This window comes from Brachybacterium zhongshanense (assembly GCF_055385755.1).
Window position 1 is genome coordinate 2224155 of record NZ_AP043790.1, and the last position, 20129, is coordinate 2244283.

The 20129-nt window shown below is 71.2% G+C and carries 20 protein-coding genes; 6 read left to right on the forward strand and 14 right to left on the reverse strand.

Translation table 11 applies throughout. The features are described 5' to 3' along the window. Positions 1 to 16: 16 nt before the first annotated feature. Entirely contained in the window at positions 17 to 445 is a 429-nt protein-coding gene (locus ACZ5AJ_RS10030) for a VOC family protein (protein ID WP_464133672.1), read from the forward strand. Positions 446 to 478: 33 nt separating this feature from the next. On the opposite strand, the gene guaB is transcribed toward ACZ5AJ_RS10030, so the two are convergent. Beyond that, positions 479 to 1978: an IMP dehydrogenase gene (gene guaB, locus ACZ5AJ_RS10035; protein ID WP_464133675.1), complete on the reverse strand. Its 1500-nt coding sequence runs from the start codon at positions 1976 to 1978 to the stop codon at positions 479 to 481. A gap of 346 nt (positions 1979 to 2324) precedes the next feature. Between guaB and ACZ5AJ_RS10040 the strand changes: the two genes are divergently transcribed. Next, complete coding sequence (locus ACZ5AJ_RS10040; RefSeq protein WP_464133678.1) at positions 2325 to 3959, forward strand: inorganic phosphate transporter; 1635 nt, start codon at positions 2325 to 2327, stop codon at positions 3957 to 3959. A 155-nt stretch (positions 3960 to 4114) separates the two neighbouring features. On the opposite strand, the gene ACZ5AJ_RS10045 is transcribed toward ACZ5AJ_RS10040, so the two are convergent. Further along, positions 4115 to 5332 carry an ABC transporter permease gene (locus ACZ5AJ_RS10045; RefSeq protein WP_464133682.1) on the reverse strand — a complete coding sequence of 406 codons (1218 nt, stop codon included), beginning with the start codon at positions 5330 to 5332 and terminating at the stop codon, positions 4115 to 4117. Continuing rightward, the gene (locus tag ACZ5AJ_RS10050) at positions 5329 to 6582 is read right to left on the reverse strand and encodes an ABC transporter permease (protein ID WP_464133685.1); all 1254 of its coding nucleotides are present in this window, start codon (positions 6580 to 6582) and stop codon (positions 5329 to 5331) included. Before ACZ5AJ_RS10050 ends, ACZ5AJ_RS10045 begins: the two co-directional genes overlap by 4 nt. A gap of 160 nt (positions 6583 to 6742) precedes the next feature. Here ACZ5AJ_RS10050 and ACZ5AJ_RS10055 point away from each other — a divergent pair, with 160 nt between their 5' ends. Continuing rightward, complete coding sequence (locus ACZ5AJ_RS10055) at positions 6743 to 7390, forward strand: TetR/AcrR family transcriptional regulator (RefSeq protein ID WP_464133688.1); 648 nt, start codon at positions 6743 to 6745, stop codon at positions 7388 to 7390. Positions 7391 to 7453: 63 nt separating this feature from the next. On the opposite strand, the gene ACZ5AJ_RS10060 is transcribed toward ACZ5AJ_RS10055, so the two are convergent. The 6 genes from ACZ5AJ_RS10060 to groES all read right to left on the reverse strand — a co-directional run bounded on the left by ACZ5AJ_RS10060 (position 7454) and on the right by groES (position 13568). Next, positions 7454 to 8746, reverse strand: a complete 1293-nt coding sequence (locus tag ACZ5AJ_RS10060; RefSeq protein WP_464133692.1) for a threonine/serine exporter family protein — start codon at positions 8744 to 8746, stop codon at positions 7454 to 7456. Further along, complete coding sequence (locus ACZ5AJ_RS10065; RefSeq protein ID WP_464133696.1) at positions 8743 to 9567, reverse strand: hypothetical protein; 825 nt, start codon at positions 9565 to 9567, stop codon at positions 8743 to 8745. The genes ACZ5AJ_RS10060 and ACZ5AJ_RS10065 overlap by 4 nt, the downstream gene beginning before the upstream one ends. Further along, positions 9564 to 10505 carry a pseudouridine synthase gene (locus ACZ5AJ_RS10070; protein ID WP_464133700.1) on the reverse strand — a complete coding sequence of 314 codons (942 nt, stop codon included), beginning with the start codon at positions 10503 to 10505 and terminating at the stop codon, positions 9564 to 9566. Before ACZ5AJ_RS10070 ends, ACZ5AJ_RS10065 begins: the two co-directional genes overlap by 4 nt. Before the next feature lie 113 nt (positions 10506 to 10618). Then, a complete protein-coding gene (locus ACZ5AJ_RS10075) occupies positions 10619 to 11317 on the reverse strand; it encodes a hypothetical protein (protein ID WP_464133703.1) in 699 nt (232 codons plus the stop codon). A 346-nt stretch (positions 11318 to 11663) separates the two neighbouring features. Then, entirely contained in the window at positions 11664 to 13250 is a 1587-nt protein-coding gene (gene groL / locus ACZ5AJ_RS10080; protein WP_464133706.1) for a chaperonin GroEL, read from the reverse strand. A 21-nt stretch (positions 13251 to 13271) separates the two neighbouring features. Further along, complete coding sequence (groES, locus tag ACZ5AJ_RS10085; protein WP_464133708.1) at positions 13272 to 13568, reverse strand: co-chaperone GroES; 297 nt, start codon at positions 13566 to 13568, stop codon at positions 13272 to 13274. 449 nt (positions 13569 to 14017) lie between these two features. Between groES and ACZ5AJ_RS10090 the strand changes: the two genes are divergently transcribed. Continuing rightward, a complete protein-coding gene (locus tag ACZ5AJ_RS10090) occupies positions 14018 to 14194 on the forward strand; it encodes a hypothetical protein (RefSeq protein ID WP_464133711.1) in 177 nt (58 codons plus the stop codon). Between the two features lie 43 nt (positions 14195 to 14237). Here ACZ5AJ_RS10090 and ACZ5AJ_RS10095 read toward each other — a convergent pair whose 3' ends face one another. The 5 genes from ACZ5AJ_RS10095 to ACZ5AJ_RS10115 form a co-directional block, all read right to left on the reverse strand. Further along, entirely contained in the window at positions 14238 to 15134 is an 897-nt protein-coding gene (locus ACZ5AJ_RS10095; protein WP_464133714.1) for a metallophosphoesterase family protein, read from the reverse strand. A 91-nt stretch (positions 15135 to 15225) separates the two neighbouring features. Continuing rightward, the gene (locus ACZ5AJ_RS10100; RefSeq protein WP_464133716.1) at positions 15226 to 15744 is read right to left on the reverse strand and encodes a molybdenum cofactor biosynthesis protein MoaE; all 519 of its coding nucleotides are present in this window, start codon (positions 15742 to 15744) and stop codon (positions 15226 to 15228) included. Beyond that, positions 15741 to 16286, reverse strand: a complete 546-nt coding sequence (locus tag ACZ5AJ_RS10105; RefSeq protein ID WP_464133720.1) for a MogA/MoaB family molybdenum cofactor biosynthesis protein — start codon at positions 16284 to 16286, stop codon at positions 15741 to 15743. The genes ACZ5AJ_RS10100 and ACZ5AJ_RS10105 overlap by 4 nt, the downstream gene beginning before the upstream one ends. Continuing rightward, on the reverse strand, positions 16283 to 16831 hold the full coding sequence (gene moaC, locus ACZ5AJ_RS10110) for a cyclic pyranopterin monophosphate synthase MoaC (protein ID WP_464133724.1): 549 nt from the start codon (positions 16829 to 16831) through the stop codon (positions 16283 to 16285). The genes ACZ5AJ_RS10105 and moaC overlap by 4 nt, the downstream gene beginning before the upstream one ends. Beyond that, entirely contained in the window at positions 16828 to 18249 is a 1422-nt protein-coding gene (locus ACZ5AJ_RS10115) for a molybdopterin molybdotransferase MoeA (RefSeq protein WP_464133728.1), read from the reverse strand. The genes moaC and ACZ5AJ_RS10115 overlap by 4 nt, the downstream gene beginning before the upstream one ends. Before the next feature lie 166 nt (positions 18250 to 18415). Here ACZ5AJ_RS10115 and moaA point away from each other — a divergent pair, with 166 nt between their 5' ends. Beyond that, entirely contained in the window at positions 18416 to 19516 is a 1101-nt protein-coding gene (gene moaA / locus ACZ5AJ_RS10120; protein ID WP_464133732.1) for a GTP 3',8-cyclase MoaA, read from the forward strand. Positions 19517 to 19572: 56 nt separating this feature from the next. Next, on the forward strand, positions 19573 to 19908 hold the full coding sequence (locus tag ACZ5AJ_RS10125) for a MoaD/ThiS family protein (RefSeq protein WP_464133735.1): 336 nt from the start codon (positions 19573 to 19575) through the stop codon (positions 19906 to 19908). Positions 19909 to 20129 lie beyond the last annotated feature (221 nt).

The following is a 20129-nucleotide window of genomic DNA, read 5'->3' on the forward strand; positions in this document are numbered from 1 at the left end:
ACGCGAGGAGCCCCGCATGCCCGCCCCGACGCCGTATCTGCTGCTGCCTGGCACCGCCCGCGAGGCCCTCGAGCTCTATCAGCGGATCTTCGGCGGGGAGCTCGCTCTGGCCACCTACGGAGATCTCGAGCGCACCGATGGGCCGTCCATCGCCATCGCCCACGGGATGCTGAAGGGGACCGTCGATCTCTACGCCTCGGATGCGGCGGAGGGCGAGGCGACGCTCAGCACGGAGGGGCTCATGGTCGCCCTGCTCGGCCATGCCGACCCCACGACGCTGCGCACCTGGTTCGCAGCTCTGACAGAGGGCGGAGAGGTCGTCGATCCGCTGCAGCGGCGCCCGTGGGGCGCCTCCGACGGCCAGGTCCGCGACCGCTTCGGCGTCCTGTGGCTTATCGGGTACGAGCACGGGACGGGCCCCGACGCCGCCGCTCACCAGGAGTGAGCCGCGCGGCCTCGGGGCCCGGGAGCCCTGCCGTCAGTGGGTCGAGTAGTTCGGCGCCTCCATGATGGCGGCCATGTCGTGCGGGTGGGACTCCTTCAGCCCTGCCGCGGTGATACGCACGAACCGGCCGCGCTCCTTGAGCTCGCCCACGGTGTTCGCACCGACGTAGAACATGGACTGGTGCAGTCCGCCCACCAGCTGGTGCACGACGGTGGACAGCCCGCCCTTGTAGGCGACCCGGCCCTCGATGCCCTCCGGCACGATCTTGTCGTCGCTGGTGACGTCGGCCTGGAAGTAGCGGTCCTTGGAGAAGGACTTCTTGCCGCGGGAGGCCATGGCCCCGAGCGATCCCATGCCCCGATAGGACTTGTACTGCTTGCCGCCCACCAGGACGACCTCGCCCGGAGCCTCCTCGGTGCCTGCCAGGAGCGAGCCCACCATGACGGAGTCCGCGCCGGCGACGAGCGCCTTGGCGATGTCACCCGAGTACTGCAGGCCGCCGTCGCCGATCAGCGGCACCCCCGCCGGACCGCAGGCCTTGGACGCCTCGTGGATGGCGGTGATCTGCGGGACCCCGACACCGGCGACGACCCTCGTGGTGCAGATGGAGCCCGGGCCGACCCCCACCTTGACGGCGTCGGCGCCGGCGTCGACGAGCGCCTGGGCCCCCGGACGGGTGGCCACGTTGCCGCCGATGACCTGCACGTCCGCGAAGTATGGGTCGGACTTGATGCGCTGGATCATCTCGAGCGCGAGGCGCGCATGACCGTTGGCGGTGTCCACCACGAGCACGTCGACGCCCGCGTCGCGCAGCGCCCCCGCACGGTCGATCGAGTCGCCGAAGAACCCGACTCCCGCACCGACCAGCAGACGGCCCTGCCCGTCCTTCGAGGCGTCGGGGAACTGCTCGGACTTCACGAAGTCCTTCACCGTGATCAGTCCGGTCAGGCGGCCCTGGTCGTCGACCAGCGGGAGCCGCTCGCGCTTGTTCCTCCGCAGCAGCGCGGTGGCCTGCTCGGGGGTGACGTCCGAGGGGGCGGTGAACAGCTCGGTCGTCATCACCTCGGAGACCTTGGTGCTGGCCCACTCCGCGACGGGGATGAAGCGCAGATCGCGGTTGGTGCAGATGCCCAGGAGGCGATCGTCGGGGCCGACGACGGGCAGACCGGAGACCCGGTACTGGCCGCACAGGGCATCGAAGTCCTCGAGGGTCGCGTCGGGGCCGATGGTCACCGGATTGGTGATGCGCCCCGTCTGGGTGCGCTTGACGAGGTCGACCTGATGGGCCTGGTCCTCGATCGAGAGGTTCCGGTGGAGGATGCCGATGCCGCCGTGGCGGGCCATCGCGATCGCCATGCGGGACTCGGTGACCGTGTCCATCGCGGCGGACGCGAGCGGCGTGCGCAGGGTGATCTCGCGAGTGAGGCGACTGCTGGTGTCGACCTCGGAGGGGATCACGTCCGTCTCCCCCGGGAGGAGGAGGACGTCGTCGTAGGTGAGTCCGATGAAACCGAAGGGATCCGCGCTCGTCATGGATCGATGGTAGCCGCGCGCTCGCCCCGAGTGCAGTTCCGACCACCACAGCACATGGCCCGCAGCTGCGCCATGACCTGCGGCGACACCGGGCGTGGGCGGGATCACGCCCACCCGCCGGCGTGAAGGCCGGGCGGCATCCCGATGTCTTCCGCGCATCGCCCGGATGGCGGCGCCATGGCGGGGTGGTGTCCCGCACATGTCGCGCCGATGTCCTCCGGGTGGCGCGGTCGCTGCTGTGCGTCGAGGCGAACAGTCCCCGCAGGCCCGGATTCGTGGCCTAGAGTGACGGCGCCCCGTACCGCGGGTGCAGCGCCCTGTCCACCGACACCCCGGGAACCTGACGATGCCCCGTACCACGGCCACCCCGCCCGCCGACCCTCCGGCGACGGCCGGATTCCTCGGCCCCGACCGCAACTGGCACCTCGCGGCCGGCACGATGACGGTCGCCACCGTCGTGATCTTCACGATCTGGGCCTTCTCGCACACGGGCACGAACGTGAACGCCATGCTCCTGCTGCTGGCGATCGCCTTCGGCCTGTTCATGGCCTTCAACGTCGGCGGCAACGACGTCGCGAACTCCTTCGGCACGAGCGTCGGCGCCGGGACCCTGACCATGAAGCAGGCGCTCCTGGTGGCTGCGGTCTTCGAGGTCTCCGGCGCGGTGCTGGCCGGCAGCTCGGTGACCGACACGGTCCGCACCAGCATCGTCGACCTCGATGCGCTGCACGTGGATCCGCAGGCCTTCGCGTACATCATGATGTCGGCGCTGCTGGGCGCGGCGGTCTGGCTGCTGCTCGCCACGCGCATGGGCTGGCCCGTCTCCACCACGCACGCGATCATCGGCGGCATCGTCGGCGCGGCGGTCACCACGGGCGTGGTGACCGGCGCCGGTGGTCTCGAGCTCGTGCAGTGGGACCAGATCGGACAGATCGCGATCTCCTGGGTGCTCTCGCCGCTGCTCGGCGGCCTCGCCGCCTTCTTCCTGTTCAGCGCTATCAAGCGCTTCATCCTCGCCCCGGTGTCCCGGGCCGTGGCCCTCGGCTCCCACGGCTTCTACGACACCGAGGAGGACGACGAGGACGACGATGACGAGGACGACGGCCGCCGTCTCGCCGCGACCGAGCGCGTCACCGAGCTGCAGCAGACGGCCTTCGCGGAGTCCGCCGTCCACGACCTCATGCCGGGCCGACCCGGCGCGGAGCTGGCAGAGCAGGCCGCCCGCATGAAGAAGAAGGACCGCAAGGCGGCCCGGAAGATCGAACGCAAGGCCGCCTACCATGCGCTCGAGAAGCGGGTGCCGCCGCTCGCCGCGGGAGCCTCCGTGGTGATCGCCGCGATGCTCATCTTCAAGGGCCTGAAGAACGTCGGCCTGGACCTCACCGTCGGCGGCAGCATCCTGCTGCTGATGATGGTCGGGGCGGCCGTCTGGATGGCCGTGACCGTCTTCGCCCGCAGCCTGAAGAAGCAGTCGATCTCCAAGGCCACCTTCACCATGTTCAGCTGGATGCAGGTGTTCACGGCCTCGGCCTTCGCCTTCAGCCACGGCGCCAACGACATCTCCAACGCCGTGGGCCCCTTCGCCGCCGTCCTGGACGTGCTGCGCACCGACACGATCTCGACCGAATCCGCGGTGCCCACCGCCGTGCTGGTCGCCTTCGGCATCGCCCTGGTCTCGGGCCTGTGGTTCGTCGGCCGACGCGTGATCCAGACCGTCGGATCCGGTCTGACCCAGATGCACCCGGCCTCGGGGTTCGCCGCGGAGCTGTCGGCGGCGGCCATCGTCATGCTCGCGTCGGTCCTGGGTCTGCCGGTCTCCTCGACGCACATCCTGATCGGTGCGGTCCTCGGCGTCGGCGTCGTGAACCGCTCGGCGAACTGGAAGCTCATGACGCCGATCGCCCTGGCATGGGGCATCACACTCCCCGCCGCGGCGCTCATCGGCGCGATCGTGGTGCTGGTTCTGCGCGCGACCTTCTGACCGGCCCTCCTCCCCCGCCCGCCCCCTCGCCCGCCCGCGGGCGACGGGAGCCCGGGACGACGACAGCGCCCGCCCGCACCTGAGGTGCGGGCGGGCGCTGTCGTCCCATCGGGCGCTGTGCCCATCGGGCGTCGCGGTTCAGCCGGGCGCGAGGCTCACGCGGCCGCCGCGCTCGCTCCGGCGGCGAGAGCCACCTCGGTCTCCTCCCGGTCGGTGGCCATGGCGAACAGGTGGCGACGCTTCTGGCGGACGGTCCCCGCGACGGTCAGCAGCACGCCGCCGACCAGCCAGGCGAGCATCACCAGCACGGGGCCGGTGAGGGAGGCATCCTCGAAGTAGAGGGACTCCTGCACTCCCTGGATGCCCTGCGCCGAGAACACCCAGGTGTGCATCGCCGCAAAGAACGGGGAGATCATGTCCACCGGCGCAGAGATGCCGGCGGAGCTCATGCCGAGCATCGTGCACAGCAGGATCGCTATCGGCATGGCGACCGGGCCCAGCAGCAGCATGAACCCGACGGTCACCGCCAGACAGGTGAGGCTGAGCAGGTACAGCATCGCCCACGGCAGGATCGCGACGCCGCTGAAGATCCCGAACACCGCCCAGCCGCAGACGATCATGCCGGTCGCGAAGACAGCCGGCATCACCAGGCCCAGCAGCAGTCGGATCTTCGAGCCGACGGGCATCAGGCTGAGGATGATCGCCGTCATGAAGCCGCCGAGGATCGCCCCCAGGGCGAGATACATCCCTGCGCTCCCGGAGGGGTCACCGTCCTCGAGCGGCTGGAGGTCCTCGGTGCTCAGATCGACCCCGAACTGCTCGGCCACGGTGCTGAAGAACCCGGTCACGGCACTGGTGACCTGCGCGCCGTTGACCCCTGCGAGGTAGAGGGTGCCGTCGGAGGGGTCGAACGCGGCCCGCACATCCTTCTCGAGCACCTGGGTGCGCGCCTCATCAGTGCTCGAGATGACGGAGACCTCGAAGGCTCCGTCGGACTGCTCGTCGAGATCCTGTGCGGTGCTCTCGATGTCATCCCCGGTCCCGATGATCGCCACCTGCATGTCGCGCGGGGCGATGTCGGTGGTCATGCCGGTCATGAGAAGAGGCATGATCATGATGATGAACAGCGGCATCATCATGGCCACGGAGATCATGCGACGTCCGGTCAGCGCTCGGTCGACCTTCGGCTTCGGCGGCTTGGTGGGGTCCTGCATGGCCCCGATGGCGGAGGCGGCGGGCGCATCCGCGAGACGGGCGCGATCGGCACGGTGGCCGTTCCCGCCGCTCGCGGCCGCTCCTCGAGGCGCCTCCGGCGCAGGCGCCGGCGAGGCGGTGCTCCGCGACGTCGTGGTTGTCTCGTCGATCTCGCTCATGCCAGACCTTCTTCCTGCGCGATGCGGCGGGGCATGAGGGGCCTGCCAGGCGCTTCGATGTCGGTGTCCACGGAGGCCGACGGCGCGGAGACCGCGGTCGCCGAGGAGGGCGCGGTCGCCACGGTGGATGCGGTGGATGCGGTGGATGCGGTCGTCACGGCGGCTGCGGTTGCCGAGGAGGGCGCGGTGGAGTCGCTGCGCGGGGCGCTCGCCCCGGCGGGGCCGGGTGTCCAGGCATCGTCCGGCCGCTCAGCGTCGCGCTCGTAGGCGGTCAGCAGCGGATCGTCGGGATGCTCGCGGACGTGCTCGACCCCCTCGGCCACGACGCTCTCGCGCGCCTTGTCCGGCGCACGCAGGGAGGTGAGCCACAGGAGCCCGGCACCGACGAGTCCCCAGGTCACCAGCAGCAGGATCCAGGGGCCGACGCCGACGCCGTCGAAGTAGAGGACGCGACGCATGAGCTCGCCGGAGGCGCCCGAGGGGAGCGTCCTGTGCAGGACGGCGAAGAATCCCGGCAGGAGGTCCTCGGTCACGGCGATGCCCGTGGTGGGGATGCCGAGGACGACGAACAGCGCGATGCCGATGATCGTGGAGGCCTGGCCGAAGATCCCGCACAGGCCGAGCTGCACGACGGACGAGGTCAGGAACGTCGCCGCGGCGATCAGCGCGATGGCGACCATGTGCTCGCTGTGGATCCCGAACAGCCCGTAGAGGATGCCCGTGGTGAGGACAGCCGCGACGGCGGACATGATCAGCTGCACCAGAAGCTTCGTGAGCAGCCGGGCGGAGCCGGCGATGTTGGTGAGCATGGTGGCGGTGACGTATCCACCGACAAGGCAGGCGGTGAGGATGTACATGAAGGCGATCCCGAGGGTGTCCTTGCCCTCGGGAGCCCGCAGGTCCTCGACGCTGAGCGTCGCGCCGGTCTGGTCGGCGACCTGCTCGAAGGCGCTCTGCGCGACGCGGGTGGCCTGCATGCCTCCAGCGGAGGCGACGTAGAGCGTCCCGTCGGAGGGGTCGTACGTGGCACGGGCGTCGAGAGCGAGGACATCGGCACGGGCGGTGTCAGCATCCTCGACGGTGGAGACGTCGAACGCGCCGTCTCCCTCGATGGACAGCTGGCTGGCGATCTGGGAGGCGTCGTCGGTGCTGTCGATGACCTCGAGGGCCATGTCCCGCGGGACGGGATCGACCATCGATGACAGGTATGAGCCCGGGTAGGCGAAGGCCATGAGGATCGGAAAGATCATGGCCGCAAGAAGCATGGGGAGAGGGACCCGGCGTCCGGGTCCCGCGATGGCTGGCATGGATATGCGGGAAACCTTACGATCGTAAGTCTGAACAACAGGTGTAAGTGAATGTCCTCACCCGCGAGTGGGTCCGCATGCTGGACATCGCTAGAGTCGGATCATGGACAACGACGGCGCTGCCGGGCCCCGTGCGACCCGCGACCCCCGGATCGGCGCGACCCCGGAGCCCGAGCGCGTCGACGTGCGCGTCGCCCATTCCCGCGGCTCGCTGAAGGCGGCGCTGCGAACCCTGCTGCGGACCCACTCCCCCGACGAGATCTCGATCTCCCAGCTGTGCAAGGCCGCAGGTCTGTCGCGGCCCACCTTCTACCAGCACTTCTCGAGCGTCGACGACGTCTTCGCGGCGATCGTGCGCGACCAGCTCGACGTGGGAAGCCGGCGCATGCGCGACAGGGCGAAGGATGAGGACGCCCCCGGCGATCCGCTCGAGCTGACCCTCTCGTACATCCAGAAGCACCGCGAGCACCTGGCGGTGGCGCTGGACTCCCGTCACGCTCTGCCGCAGGCGCGATCAGCGGCCATGGACTGGATGTGCGAGGAGGTCGCCATGGGGACCTACGGCACCGAGTTCGGGTCCCTGGACGGGCACCGCCGTGCGCGCGTCATCTTCGTCGTCGGCGGCATCACCACGACCCTCGAGGCGGAGCTGCGGAACCCCGCGACCACAGAGGTCATCGCCTCGGAGCTCACGCCCCTGATCCGGGACGCGATCCGGGCGGTGCTCCTGCCCGGCCATCCGAGGCCCTGAGACGAGAACCCGAGACGGGACCCTGAGCTGTGGCCCTGACCTGAGGTCCTGAGTGCTCGTTCCTCAGCGCGGATGCTCGGCCTGCCGCCATTGCGGCGAGGTGGCCAGGTGCGCGAGGGCGAGGCCGGAGGCGGCGGCGATCACGATCTGCACGGCCTCCTGCAGCTGCATCGCCCCGGCGACCACATCGCCCGAGCTGAGCTGCGCGAACCCGTCGTACATCGCGAAGCCCGGGATCATGATCACGACCGCCGGCACGGAGATGGCCGGACGCGGCACATGGTAGGCGCGGGCGATGAGATAGCTGATCGCCCCCACCAGAGCAGTCGCCAGCAGGGTGGCGATCTGGTCGGGGACCTGGGACTCGGTCAGGCAGAACCGCAGCGAGTTCGCCACCAGCGACACCCCGGCGGCGGCGAGCGCGATCCGCCATGGCGAGTTGAACAGCACGGCGAACCCGAGCACGCCGACGAACGTCGCGAGCGCTCGCAGGGCGAGCAGCTGCACGAAGGGCATGGCGAGGGATGAGGCGGGCTGGGCCTCGAGACCCGCGGCGAGCGTCACCGTCCACACCACCGAGGCCGCGCCGACGATGATCACAGAGGCATGCGCGAGCCGCTGCAGCCCCGCAGCGTAGTCGCCGCGCACGAGGTCGAGCAGCCCGGTGATCAGCGGGAACCCGGGGATCAGGAAGAGCACCGCGCTGAGGTGCCCGGCAGTGTGGCCGCTCTCGATCCAGCCCGCTGCGGTGGGTGCACCGACCGCCAGCAGATACAGCACGGTCGTGATGGCGGCGGCGATCACGGTGATCAGCAGCTGGTTCCACCGCCTGCGCTGCAGGCGTCGGCGGACGGCCTGCCCGAGCGTCGCCGAGACCAGTACGGCGAGGATCTCGACGATCCCGCCCTGGTTGAGGAAGGCGAAGGCCGCGCAGGCCAGACCCGCGGCGAGCGCGTTCAGCACCGGGGAGTGGAGAGGTCCGCGGGCGCTGATCCGTCCGAGCTCGTCGTACACCTCGGCGGCGCTGACGCCGGACTCCGGCAGGGAGTCCACGAAGCGCTGGGTGCGGTACAGATGGTCGACGTCCACCCCGACGTGCGAGGGCTGCGTGACCCGTGTGCGGTATCGACCGCCGTAGGTCGCCGTGGCGGTGATGTCCGAGGCGGTCACGATGGAGGTGAACGAGTCCAGGTCGAGGGCGCGGGCGGTGCGGCTCATCGCTGCCCTGACGCGATAGGAGGCCATGCCGCTGGCGAGCAGCTCGCTGCCCACGGCGGCGGCGGCCTCGGAGCGCACGGTCAGGGAGTCCGGGACGCCGAGCGGGCTGGTGGCGGTGCTGAGCACGTCATCGTTCATGGCATCGGATCTCCGGGTCGGGGCGGCTCCTTGCCGCCGAGGACGCGTCGGACGCGATCGAACTCCTGCTGGAAGGCGGCTTCGTCGCGGTCGTACTCCTCGCGCCATGGCATCCCCAGGCGCTGCGCGTACTCGCGGTGCAGAGCGGTGCGTCGGGCGTGCCGCGCCTCGGCGACCAGTTGCGAGCGTCGGGGGGCGACGGGGAGCCCGGCCGCGGCCTGCAGTGCGCGCAGGCCGTCGAAGGAGCGATCATCCCAGCCGATGCCGGGGACGACCCAGCGGCGCTCTCCGTCGAGGATGATCTCTGCGCTGTCACCCCGCTCCGGTCCTCCGACCGCTCGCACCGCATCGGCGAGCGGGGCGACGTCGAGGGATCGCAGGCCCCGGCGCATGGTCAGCCGACCCGCCGCCTCATCGAGCAGCACCACCTGCCGGGTCGCCACCAGCGGCACCAGCGCCCACAGCGCGAACAGGACCCACAGCACGAGCGCCCCCAGCAGGAGCTGCACGGCGGAGCTCCCGAGCAGCTCCTCGAGCGCTCCATGATGTCCGGCCGCCAGGCGCGAGCGACGCAGCTCCTGGATGCCCGCCCCAGCGAACGGCGACAGCAGGATCGAGATCAGAGGGAGACCGAGGAGAGCGCCGGGAAGATATCGGGCGCCGATCGTCGGGCCGACGACGACGGCTCCGCTGCGCAGACGGCGCGGCATCGGCGTCCCGTCGGCCGGATGGCCGCTCTCGGCGCCGTCGGCCGGATCACCCGACGCGGCGTCGTCGGCCGGATCAGCGGCGTCAGCAGGCACGGGCATGGGGATGCTCACCCGTCCAGGCTACGCGGGCCCTGCAGGCCGCGCGCGCTGCGGAAGGTCCTGTCCTGTCCGGTGATCGGGTCCGTGAAGGCCAGGGTGCGGGCGAGCAACTGCAGCGGCTCCTCGGGCTCCGAGCGCGGGACGGGATAGAGGTCGTCGCCGATGATCGGCAGCCCCCTGACCGACAGCTGAGCCCGCAGCTGATGGGTGCGCCCCGTCTGCGGGCTCAGATGGAGCAGCATCGCGCCGTCGGGCTCGACCTCGAGCACCTCGACGTCGGTGATCGCGTTGGGCTCCCCCGCGACCGGTCGGGTCTGCAGCTGCCCCCGGGGCTTCTCGAGGCGATCCCGCATCTGCCAGCGGGCGCCGACGACGAGCGGTGCAGCAGGACTCCCCACGCGCACCGCAGCGGTGTCGGCGGGTCCGGGCGCCTCAGGCGCGGAGCCGTCCGCCCGAACCCTGGCCAGGTACTCCTTCTGCACATCCCCCTCGGCGAAGAGCCGCTGGTAGGAGGAGCGCTCGTCGGGGACGAGCCCGAAGGCGAGCACACCCGCGGTGCGCCGATCCAGGCGATGCAGGGGGCTGAGCCCGGTCAGGCCCGTCGCCCGGCGCAGTCGCACCAGCGCACTGGCGAGCACATGGGCTCCGCGGGGCATGGTGGCCATCCCGTGAGGCTTGTCGAGCACCAGCAGGTGCTCGTCGCGGTGAAGGATCCTCAGCTCCTGGGGCGGGACGTCCTCCGGAGCGATCTCACGGTGGAACCACAGCGCATCTCCGGCCCCGACGGTCTCGTCGGCGCCCCAGGGGGTGCCGTCGGAGCGCACGATGTCACCGCGTGCGAAGCGATCGTCGAGAGGGGTCGCGTCCTCGGCGCCGAGCCGCGGGAAGCGTTCGAGCAGAGCCTCCCGCGCCGGACGCGGAGACGCGGACGGCGGAACGCTCCAGCGCACGGGGTCGAGCCCTTCCCGCTGCGGCAGCGGAGGGTCGGGCCGTCGAGCCCGACGCCGGGCGGCGCGGCCCGAAGAAGGGCCAGGGCCGGGCTCCCGGCCGGGCTCGGCACCGCTCACAGACCCCATATGGCGAAGGTCAGCGCGTTGTGTCCGACATAGAAGGCGGCGAGCGCCAGCAGGATGAGGTTCGGATGCTGGTCCGCGAAGGTCAGGGCCTGCGGGGCGTGGACCTTCAGCTCCGAGGTCGAGACCGCGTCGACGTGGTCGATCCGCACGCCGGCCTCACGAGCGCGCCGCAGAGCCATGTCCTGCGCGCGTGGACCGAAGAATCGGCTGGAGACGGCGAGGAGGCGGTGGTCCTCGCGGTCGAGGACGTACACCCCGTCATAGGCGGTCTCCGCCGACGTCGTGCCGGCCTCGCCCCCGTCCTCGCGGCCGACGTCGCGCACGGCGATGACCCGGCCGACCTCGTCCCATCCGGCCGTGACCGTCCGACGGCACAGCCCGCGCAGCACGAAGCCGCGCTCGTCGATCTGCAGCCACGCCGTCAGCACGCGCAGCATGATCGCGATCGAGGCGATGAGCACGGCCACCCACAGTGCGAAGGGCAGGGTGAACAGCGGATCGTGCCCCAGCAGCGGGCTGCTCCACAGCCGCTGGCCGACGAAGCTGATGATGACCAGGAACTCGAGCACGACGACGAAGATGACACCGGCCACGAGCGTGCCGAGGACCACGGTGGCGGGCGGTCCGAAGGTGCGCGTCGAGAGCGCCTCCGCGGGAGCGCCGCTGTCGTCAGGACTGACTGCCATCGCACCTCCTCGCACTGCCCGCTCACACTGCCCGGGCTCTTCGGATCTGCCCATCCTAGAACGCCCGACGGCCCTGGGCGCGCGCATCCACACTGGTGGGACGGCCCGCACATCCACGACGGGCCGGTGCTCGACGGGCGGGCGGGAGCACGACCGGCGGGCGGGCGGGAGCACGACCGGCGGGCGGTAGCACGACCGGCGGGCGGGAGCACGAAGGGCGGGCGGGCAGGACATCTCTCCTGCCCGCCCGCCCTGGCGGCGGGATGGTGCACCGGCCCGGGGACCGTGCGCCATCCGACGGCGGCTCGTACTCAGGCCGCCCGGCGGCCATCAGGCCGCCGGAGGATCACTCCTCGTCCTCGTCCTTCTTCTCGACCACGAGGGTCTCGGTGGTCAGCACCAGGCCCGCGATCGAGGCGGCGTTCCGCAGCGCGGAGCGGGTCACCTTGACCGGGTCGATGATGCCTGCGGCCACGAGATCGACGTACTCGCCGGTCGCAGCGTTCAGGCCATGGCCGACCTCGGCCTCCTTGACCTTCTCGACCACGACGTAGCCCTCGAGCCCGGCGTTCTCCGAGATCCAGCGCAGCGGCTCGACGACGGCGCGAGCCACCAGACGCACGCCCACGGCCTCGTCGCCCGTCAGGCCGAGACCGTCCTGGAGGACGGAGGACGCCTGGACGATGGCGCTTCCGCCACCGGCCACGATGCCCTCCTCGATGGCCGCACGAGTCGCGGAGACCGCGTCCTCGATGCGCATCTTCTTCTCCTTGAGCTCGACCTCCGTGTGGGCGCCCACGCGGATGACGGACACGCCGCCGGCGAGCTTGGCGAGGCGCTCCTGGAGCTTCTCGCGGTCCCAGTCGGAGTCGGTCGCGGCGATCTCGGCGCGGATCTGCGCGACGCGGTCGGCCACGGCCTCGTCATCGCCGGCGCCGCCGACGATGGTGGTCGAGTCCTTGGTGATGACCACGCGACCCGCGTGGCCGAGCACCTCGGTGCCGACGGACTTGAGGTCCAGGCCGAGATCCGCGGTGACCACCTGGGCACCGGTGAGGACCGCGATGTCCTGGAGCATCGCCTTGCGTCGGTCGCCGAAGGCCGGGGCCTTCACGGCGGCGCCCTTGAAGTTGCCGCGGATCCGGTTGACGACCAGCGTGGACAGGGCCTCGCCGTCGACGTCCTCAGCGATCACGAACAGCGGCTTGCCGCCCTCGACGACCTTCTCCAGCAGGGGCAGGATGTCCGCGACCGCGGAGATCTTGCCCTGGTGCAGCAGCACCTGGGCGTCCTCGAGCACGACCTCCTGGCGGTCGGCGTCGGTGACGAAGTGCGGGGAGATGAAGCCCTTGTCGAACTGCATGCCCTCGGTGAAGTCCAGCTCCATCGCGGTGGTCGAGGACTCCTCGACCGTGATGACGCCGTCCTTGCCGACCTTGTCGAAGGCGTCGGCGAGAAGCTCGCCGATCTCGCGGTCCTGACTCGAGACCGCGGCGACGCTGGCGATCTGCGCCTTGTCCTCGATCTCGATCGCGATCTCGCCGAGCTGCGCGGACAGCGCCTCGACGGCCTTCTCGATGCCGCGCTTGAGAGCGGACGGAGCCGCACCCGAGGCGACGTTGCGCAGACCCTCGTGGACCAGCGCCTGCGCCAGCACGGTGGCGGTGGTGGTGCCGTCTCCCGCGATGTCGTTGGTCTTGGTCGCGACCTCCTTGGTGAGCTGCGCGCCGAGGTTCTCGTACGGATCCTCGAGCTCGACCTCACGGGCGATGGTCACGCCGTCGTTGGTGATCGTGGGGGCGCCCCACTTCTTGTCGAGGACGACGTTGCGGCCCTTGGGGCCGAGCGTGACCTTGACGGTGTTCGCGAGCTTGTCGACGCCGCGCTCGAGGGCGCGACGAGCATCCTCGTCGTAGATGATTTCCTTAGCCATGGATCAGAATCCTCGATCCGGTCAGTTCTCGATGATGGCGAGGATGTCGCGCGCACCGAGGACCAGGTACTCCTCGTTGCCGTACTTCAGCTCGGTGCCGCCGTACTTGGAGAAGACGACCTTGTCGCCGACCTTGACGTCGACGGGGATGCGCTCGCCCTTGTCGTCGAAGCGGCCGGCGCCGACGGCGACGACCTCGCCCTCCTGGGGCTTCTCCTTGGCGGTGTCGGGGATCACGAGGCCGGACGCGGTGGTCTGCTCGGCCTCGAGCGGCTTGACGACGACACGATCCTCGAGGGGCTTGATGGAGACCGACATGCGGGTCACTCCTTCATGGTGAGTTGACTCAGAGAGTTCTGGGTTCAGGGATCCGGGTCCCGGGCGTCGTCGCGGTGCCGACCGGAGAAGATCCCTCTGGCAGCCTCTGGCACTCTCGGCCGTCGACTGCCAACGGAGCCAACTCTAGGACCGGTCTGGCACTCATGCAAGACGAGTGCTAATCGCGGTCGGCGATCACGCGGGCGAACGGCTCCGGGACTGCTCGCGCCGGCGGCGCCCGACCCCGGTCGCCATCCTCTGCTCCGCAGGTCACACACTTCTTGTGACCCTGCCGACGAGGGATCGCCAGCCCGGTGACGAACCGGCCGCGGACGAGTACAACAGGAGCGGGCGGAGCGCCGGCCGGAGCATCTGAGACCCAGGGACCGTCCAGCGTCCCGCCCGCACCGATCGCTCATCCACCCGAACCGAAGGGGATCCCGACCGCCATGCACGTCCTCCGCCGCCTGAACACCGCCATGGAGCACCTCGCCGACCGCCTGCAGGGCCAGGACATCGAACGCCGCACCACCGCCGGAGGCGAGCGCCGCGGCGGAAGCGACTACGCGGCCCTGATGCGCGCCCGCCAGTCACAGGGCAGCAGCACCATCGGCTTCGGCCGCTGAACCGGCCGCCGGACCGGCCGCTGAGCCGGTCCCGCCGGCCGCATCACCCCGCAGCCGGGCGGCCGGCGGCGGCGATGATCTGCTCCACCTGCTCCGGGGTGAAGTCGTAGACGGGGGTCCCGGCGGCATCGCTCCCGGACAGGGTGTCCCCGGCATTGGGATGGACCGAGGTGATCACGCGCGGCGCCCCCTCCCCGAGCTCGACGAGGCTCACGCCCGACAGCGCGAGCGCCCGCTCGTGCGCCTGCGACCCGACGGCGTCGACCACGTTCGTCACGCCCGGCGCGACATGCACAGGGATCCCTGCGATCTGCCCGTCCATCGCATGGTGGTAGTGGCCCGAGAGCACGATCCGCACGTCAGAGCCCTCGAGCACCTCGGAGAGCTCCTCCAGGCCGTCGAGCTCGAGACCGCCCAGCAGGCGGGTCACGGCTCGCAGCGGCGGATGGTGGATCGCGAGCACCGTGCCCGGGGCCGTTCCGTCGGCCGACGGCGGAGCCGGCTCGGCGAGCACGGCGTCCAGCCACTGCAGCTGCTCCTGCTCGAGATGTCCGTAGCCGGCTCCGGGGACGCTCGAGTCCAGGACCACGACGCGACCGCCGTCGGGCAGCGCGACCTCGCGATCCTGCACGACGGTCCCCCGATCGCCGAGCGCGACGGACTCCCCGTACACCGCGGAGACGTCATGGTTGCCCATCGCCACCACGAGGACGGCCCCGAGCTCCGCGACGAAGGGATCCAGCAGCTCGTGCAGACGGCGGTAGCTGTCGGCGCTGCCGTCCTCGGAGGCGTCGCCGGTGTGGACGACCGCATCGATCCCCAGCAGTCCCCCGCAGTGCGCGAGCAGCCCGCGGAGAGCCGCGGCGGTGTCGATCCGGTCGTAGTGGCGGGCCGACGGGTCGCCGTACAGGTGCGTGTCGGTCAGGTGGAGGATGCGCATGCTCCCCACGCTAGGCGCCGCGGATGACCCGCGCGTGAACCGGAGCCGAACCGGGCGCCGCCATCCGGCTCAGCGGCGCGCCGCCTCACCGTCAGCCGAGGGCGCCGACCCACTCGTCGGTGCCGTCATCGAACTCCTGGTGCTTCCAGATCGGCACCCTGCGCTTGACGGTGTCGACCAGGTCGTCGCATGCGGCGAAGGCCAGCTTGCGATGCGGGGCGGCGACCGCGCAGACCAGGGCGCTCTCCCCGATCGCCACCGCTCCGTGACGGTGCGCGACCGCGACCAGCGCATCGGGATAGCGCTCGGCGATCTCGAGGGCGACCTCGGCGATCGCCTCCCCCGCGGTCGGATGGGCCGTGTAGGTCAGGGAGCGCACGCCCTTGCCCCCGTCGTGATCGCGCACGACGCCGTCGAAGGTCACGACGGCGCCGCATCGCGGATCCGCCACGGCCTCGGCCACGGCGACGACGGAGATCGGCTCGAGGCCGACGTCGGCGCGGAGCACCCGCTCGTCGGCCCCGCCCATCCCCGGGTCGCCGGGCACGCGCAGGCTCTCGGCCGGGGCGCCGAACGGCGTCGGCCCAGGGCCGGGATCGGTCGCACTCATCGGTGGTCGCCCCCGTCGCGCTGGTCCAGCAGATGGTCGAGGATCGGGTCCAGCACCGCGATCCCGTCGCGCACCCCGCCCCGGGAGCCCGGCAGCGTGACCACGAAGCTGCCGCCCGCCATCCCGGCGACTCCGCGGCTGAGGAGCGCCGTCGGGGTCTTCTCGGCACCGAGCCGGCGCACGGCCTCGAGCACACCGGGCATGTCCCGCTCGATCAGCGGCGCGACCTGCTCGGGGGTCACGTCGGTGGGGCTCACGCCGGTGCCCCCGGAGGTGATGATGACGTCCGCCCCGGCGGCGATCGCCTCGGAGACCGCTCGGCCGACGTCAGGGCCGTCGGCCACCACCACCCGACGGACGGGATCCAGCCCGCGGCCGACGAGCCACTCCTCGAGGATCGGACCGGTCCGATCCTCGTAGGTGCCGTCGGCGGCGCGGGTCGAGGCGATCACGACGCACGCCGCGCCCCGCAGACGGGGCACCCCGTCGCCGTCGCGACGGATGCAGTCGACATCGCTGCGCACCGCGGGCACATCCCTCATAGCCGGCCCTCCTGCTGCTGCTGCGCCTGCTGGTGCTGCTGCTCCAGCTCGGCGCGCTGCTGCTCCGCGAGCATCTGCTCGCGCGTCCAATCCCCGCTCTTGCCGCCGGACTTGGACACCACTCCGATGTCCTCGATCGTGGCCAGGTGGTCGACGGCCTTGATCATGTCGTAGACCGTCAGCGCGGTGACGGTCACCGCCGTCAGCGCCTCCATCTCGACACCGGTGACGCCCCGGGTGCGGACCCGCGCCGTGATCTCCACACGGTCCTCGACCGGCACGAGGTCGACCTCGACCCCGGAGATCGGCAGCGGGTGGCACAGAGGCACCAGGTCGCTGGTGCGCTTGGCGCCCATGATCCCGGCGATCCGGGCGACCGGCAGCGCCTCGCCCTTGGGCAGATCGCCCTGGGCGATGCGCTCGACCACGTCGGACCGGGTGCGCAGAGTGCCGCGGGCGACGGCCTCGCGGGATGTCACCGCCTTCTCCGTCACATCGACCATATGGGCCGATCCGTCGGGACGCACATGCGTGAGCTCGTTCATCTCTCCCCTCCAGGGATCAGGATCGTCTCCACCAGGTCGCCGTCCGCGATGCGGTCGACGCCGACGGGGACCAGGACCAGGGCGTCCGCGGCCGCGAGGCCGCCGATCAGGTGCGAGCTCGGGCCGCCGACCAGGCGCACACGGCCCGACGGCAGCACCCGGGCCCGACGATGCTGCGCGAGATCCGCCGGGGAGGAGACCTCCTCCTCCTCCAGCAGGATCGGCAGGCGCAGACGCTGGCGGGCGGGCGCGCGCAGAGCCGGTCGGGCGATGAGCTCGCAGCTCAGGAGCGCCGAGACGGGATTGCCGGGGAATGCCAGCCAGGGGACGCGTCGGCCCGACCCGGGAGCTCCGTCCTGGCCGACGGACCGGCCCGGAGCACTCCCGAGGTCGAGGGTGCCGATGCCCTGCGGCCCGCCGGGCTGCATCGCGACCTTCGGGAACGTGAGCACGGCACCGGGCAGCTCGGCCGCCTGTCGGACAACCTCGAAGGCGCCCGCGCTGACGCCACCGCTGGTGACGATCAGATCCGCATCGGTGCGCTCGACCTCAGCGCACAGGTGCTGCAGCAGCGCCTCCGGGTCGTCGGGAACGGTGCCCACGCTCACGACCTCGGCCCCCGCCTCGGCGAGCGCGGCGGCGAGGCCGGGCCCGTTCGCGTCGAAGGCCCCGCCCGCCGGGATCCCCGGGCTCGCTGTGCCGGCGCCCGCAGCGGTGCTCCTCGCTGCACTGGCCCCCGTGCTCGACGGCGCGACCTCGCTCGCGGGCGCGACCTCGCTGCCGGTCGAGAGGACGAGCACGCGGATCGGGGCGAGCACCTCGACCTCGGCGATGCCGCACGCGGCCAGGTGCGCGATCCGTGCGGGCGTGAGCTGCGCACCGGCGCGCAGGACGGTGTCGCCCGCGTACGTGTCCGAGCCGCGCCGGCGCACATAGCGTCCGACGGTCGAATCCTGCGGGTGCAGGATCACGTTCTCGCCGGCTGCCTCGGCGACGGTCTCGGTGTCGGACGCGGACGCGGACAGGGACGCGGATACGGGGAAGGCACCCTCTGCTGACTCCTCGACGGGGACGACGAGGTCGGCTCCGACGGGCATGGGCGCGCCGGTCATGATCGGTCGGGCAGTGCCTGGTTCGAGGGTCGAGGGCGCATCGCCCGCGGCGATCGTCGGCCCGAGCCGGAGGGGCGCGCCGACGAGGTCCGCGCGGGCGACCGCATAGCCGTCCATCTGGGAGTTGTCGGCCGACGGCACGTCGACGCGGGCCCGCACGTCATGGGCGATGATCCGGCCGATGGCGTCGGCGCCCAGCCGGACGGGCGTCCGCGCATGCAGCGGAGCCAGCAGCGCTGCGGCGTCTGCCGCATGCTCCTCGAGAGGGATGCGGATGCTCTCCTGCGCCGTCCTCGACCGTGCCATCAGCGCCGTCCTCCGTCTCCTGGTCCCGCGTGCCGCGTCGGTCCGGCGTGCGTCGCGTCGCACCTCGCCGTCAGCGGGGCGCACGTCCCCCCAGTATGGATGCAGCGCGGCCTATGCTGGATGTCGTCGTCGGGCGCCGCGCCCCGACAGGTGGAGGTGGATCGCGATGTCATCGCGTCCGATCGCGCTCGGAATGCCGCGCCCGCGCACGACCGACGAGACCTCCTCGGCCCTCCCCGACGTCTCCGACCGTCCCGCCTCCCCGGGCCTGCTGGACAGCTTCGGCCGCTCCGCGACCGACCTGCGCCTGTCCCTGACGGACTTCTGCAACCTGCGCTGCACCTACTGCATGCCCGCCTCCGGACTGACGTTCCTGGCCAAGGACCAGATGCTGTCGGTCGAGGAGATCGTGCGCCTGGTGCGGATCGGCGTGGACCGCCTCGGCATCACCCAGGTGCGCTTCACCGGCGGCGAGCCCCTCACCCGCCCCGACCTCGACGAGATCATCGCCGGGGTCGCCGCCCTCGCGAACCGCCCGGACATCTCCCTGACCACCAATGCGATCGGACTCGAGGTCCGCGCGCAGAAGCTTCGGGCAGCAGGTCTCGATCGGATCAACGTCTCGCTCGACTCCGTGGTCTCCGAGACCTTCGAGCGGATCACCCGCCGTCCGCTGCTGCATCGGGTGCTCGAGGGCATCGACGGCGCCCGCTCCGCAGGCCTGGACCCCATCAAGGTCAATGCCGTGCTGATGCCCGACGTCAACGACCACGAACTCCCCGACCTGCTGGACTGGTGCCTCGATCGCGCCCTGCAGCTGCGGGTCATCGAGCAGATGCCGCTCGACGCCGATCACCGCTGGAACCGCGGCACCATGATCACTGCCGCCGACGTGCACCAGATCCTCGCGGACCGCTACCTCCTCACGCCCGCCGATGTCCGACGCGACGGCGCCCCCGCCGAGCTCTACGACGTCGCGGACCGCGCCGACGGTCGCCCCCGCGGACGGGTCGGCATCATCGCCTCGGTCACTCGCCCGTTCTGCGCCGACTGCCGCCGCACCCGCCTCACCGCCGAGGGCCGTGTGCGCACCTGCCTGTTCTCCCGCGAGGAGACGGACCTGCGAGGCGCTCTGCGGAACGGGGCCGACGACGAGACCATCGCCGACATCTGGCGCGCCGCGCACTGGGGGAAGAAGGCCGGGCACGGCATGGACCGCTCCGACTTCCGCCAGCCCGAGCGCCCCATGAGCGCCATCGGCGGATGAGCCCGATGAGCCGATGAGCAGGGCGCACGGATGAGCACGAGAGGAGCAGCGCCACGATGACCACGACAGACACTCCCGCCTCCGAGGCGACCAGCGGCGGAGCACCATCCGCCGAGACGGAGCAGTCTTCCTTGGCCGACGACCACGCTCCCTCGATCGAGGTGAACCTCTTCGCCGGAGCCGCCGCCGAGTACGGTGCCGAGACCGCGACCGTCCCCGGTGCAACCCTCCAGCAGGTGCTCGATGCGCTGGTCGCCGGAGCCACTGAGCGCGGCGCGAAGGTCATCCGCCGGTCGAGCGTCCTCGTCAACGGCGTGGCCTGCACCGATCTCGAGCGGACGCTCGTCGACACCGATCGCGTGGATGTTCTGCCCCCCTTCGCCGGAGGCTGACGGTCACTGAAGTGCCCTCGCCACGCCGGCACGCCGCCACGCCGCCACGCTGAGCAGTGTCCGTCTACCGCCGTTTGAACGCCTTTCAAGCGGCGGTAGACGGACACTGCTCCTGGTTCAGGGCCGCTGAGAGGACATCTCGGCCCTCCTGGTGAGGGTCCGACGCGATCCGAGGGCTGATCGAAGCTCGGAAAGCATCGGTGGCGAGATCGGTGGGCGTC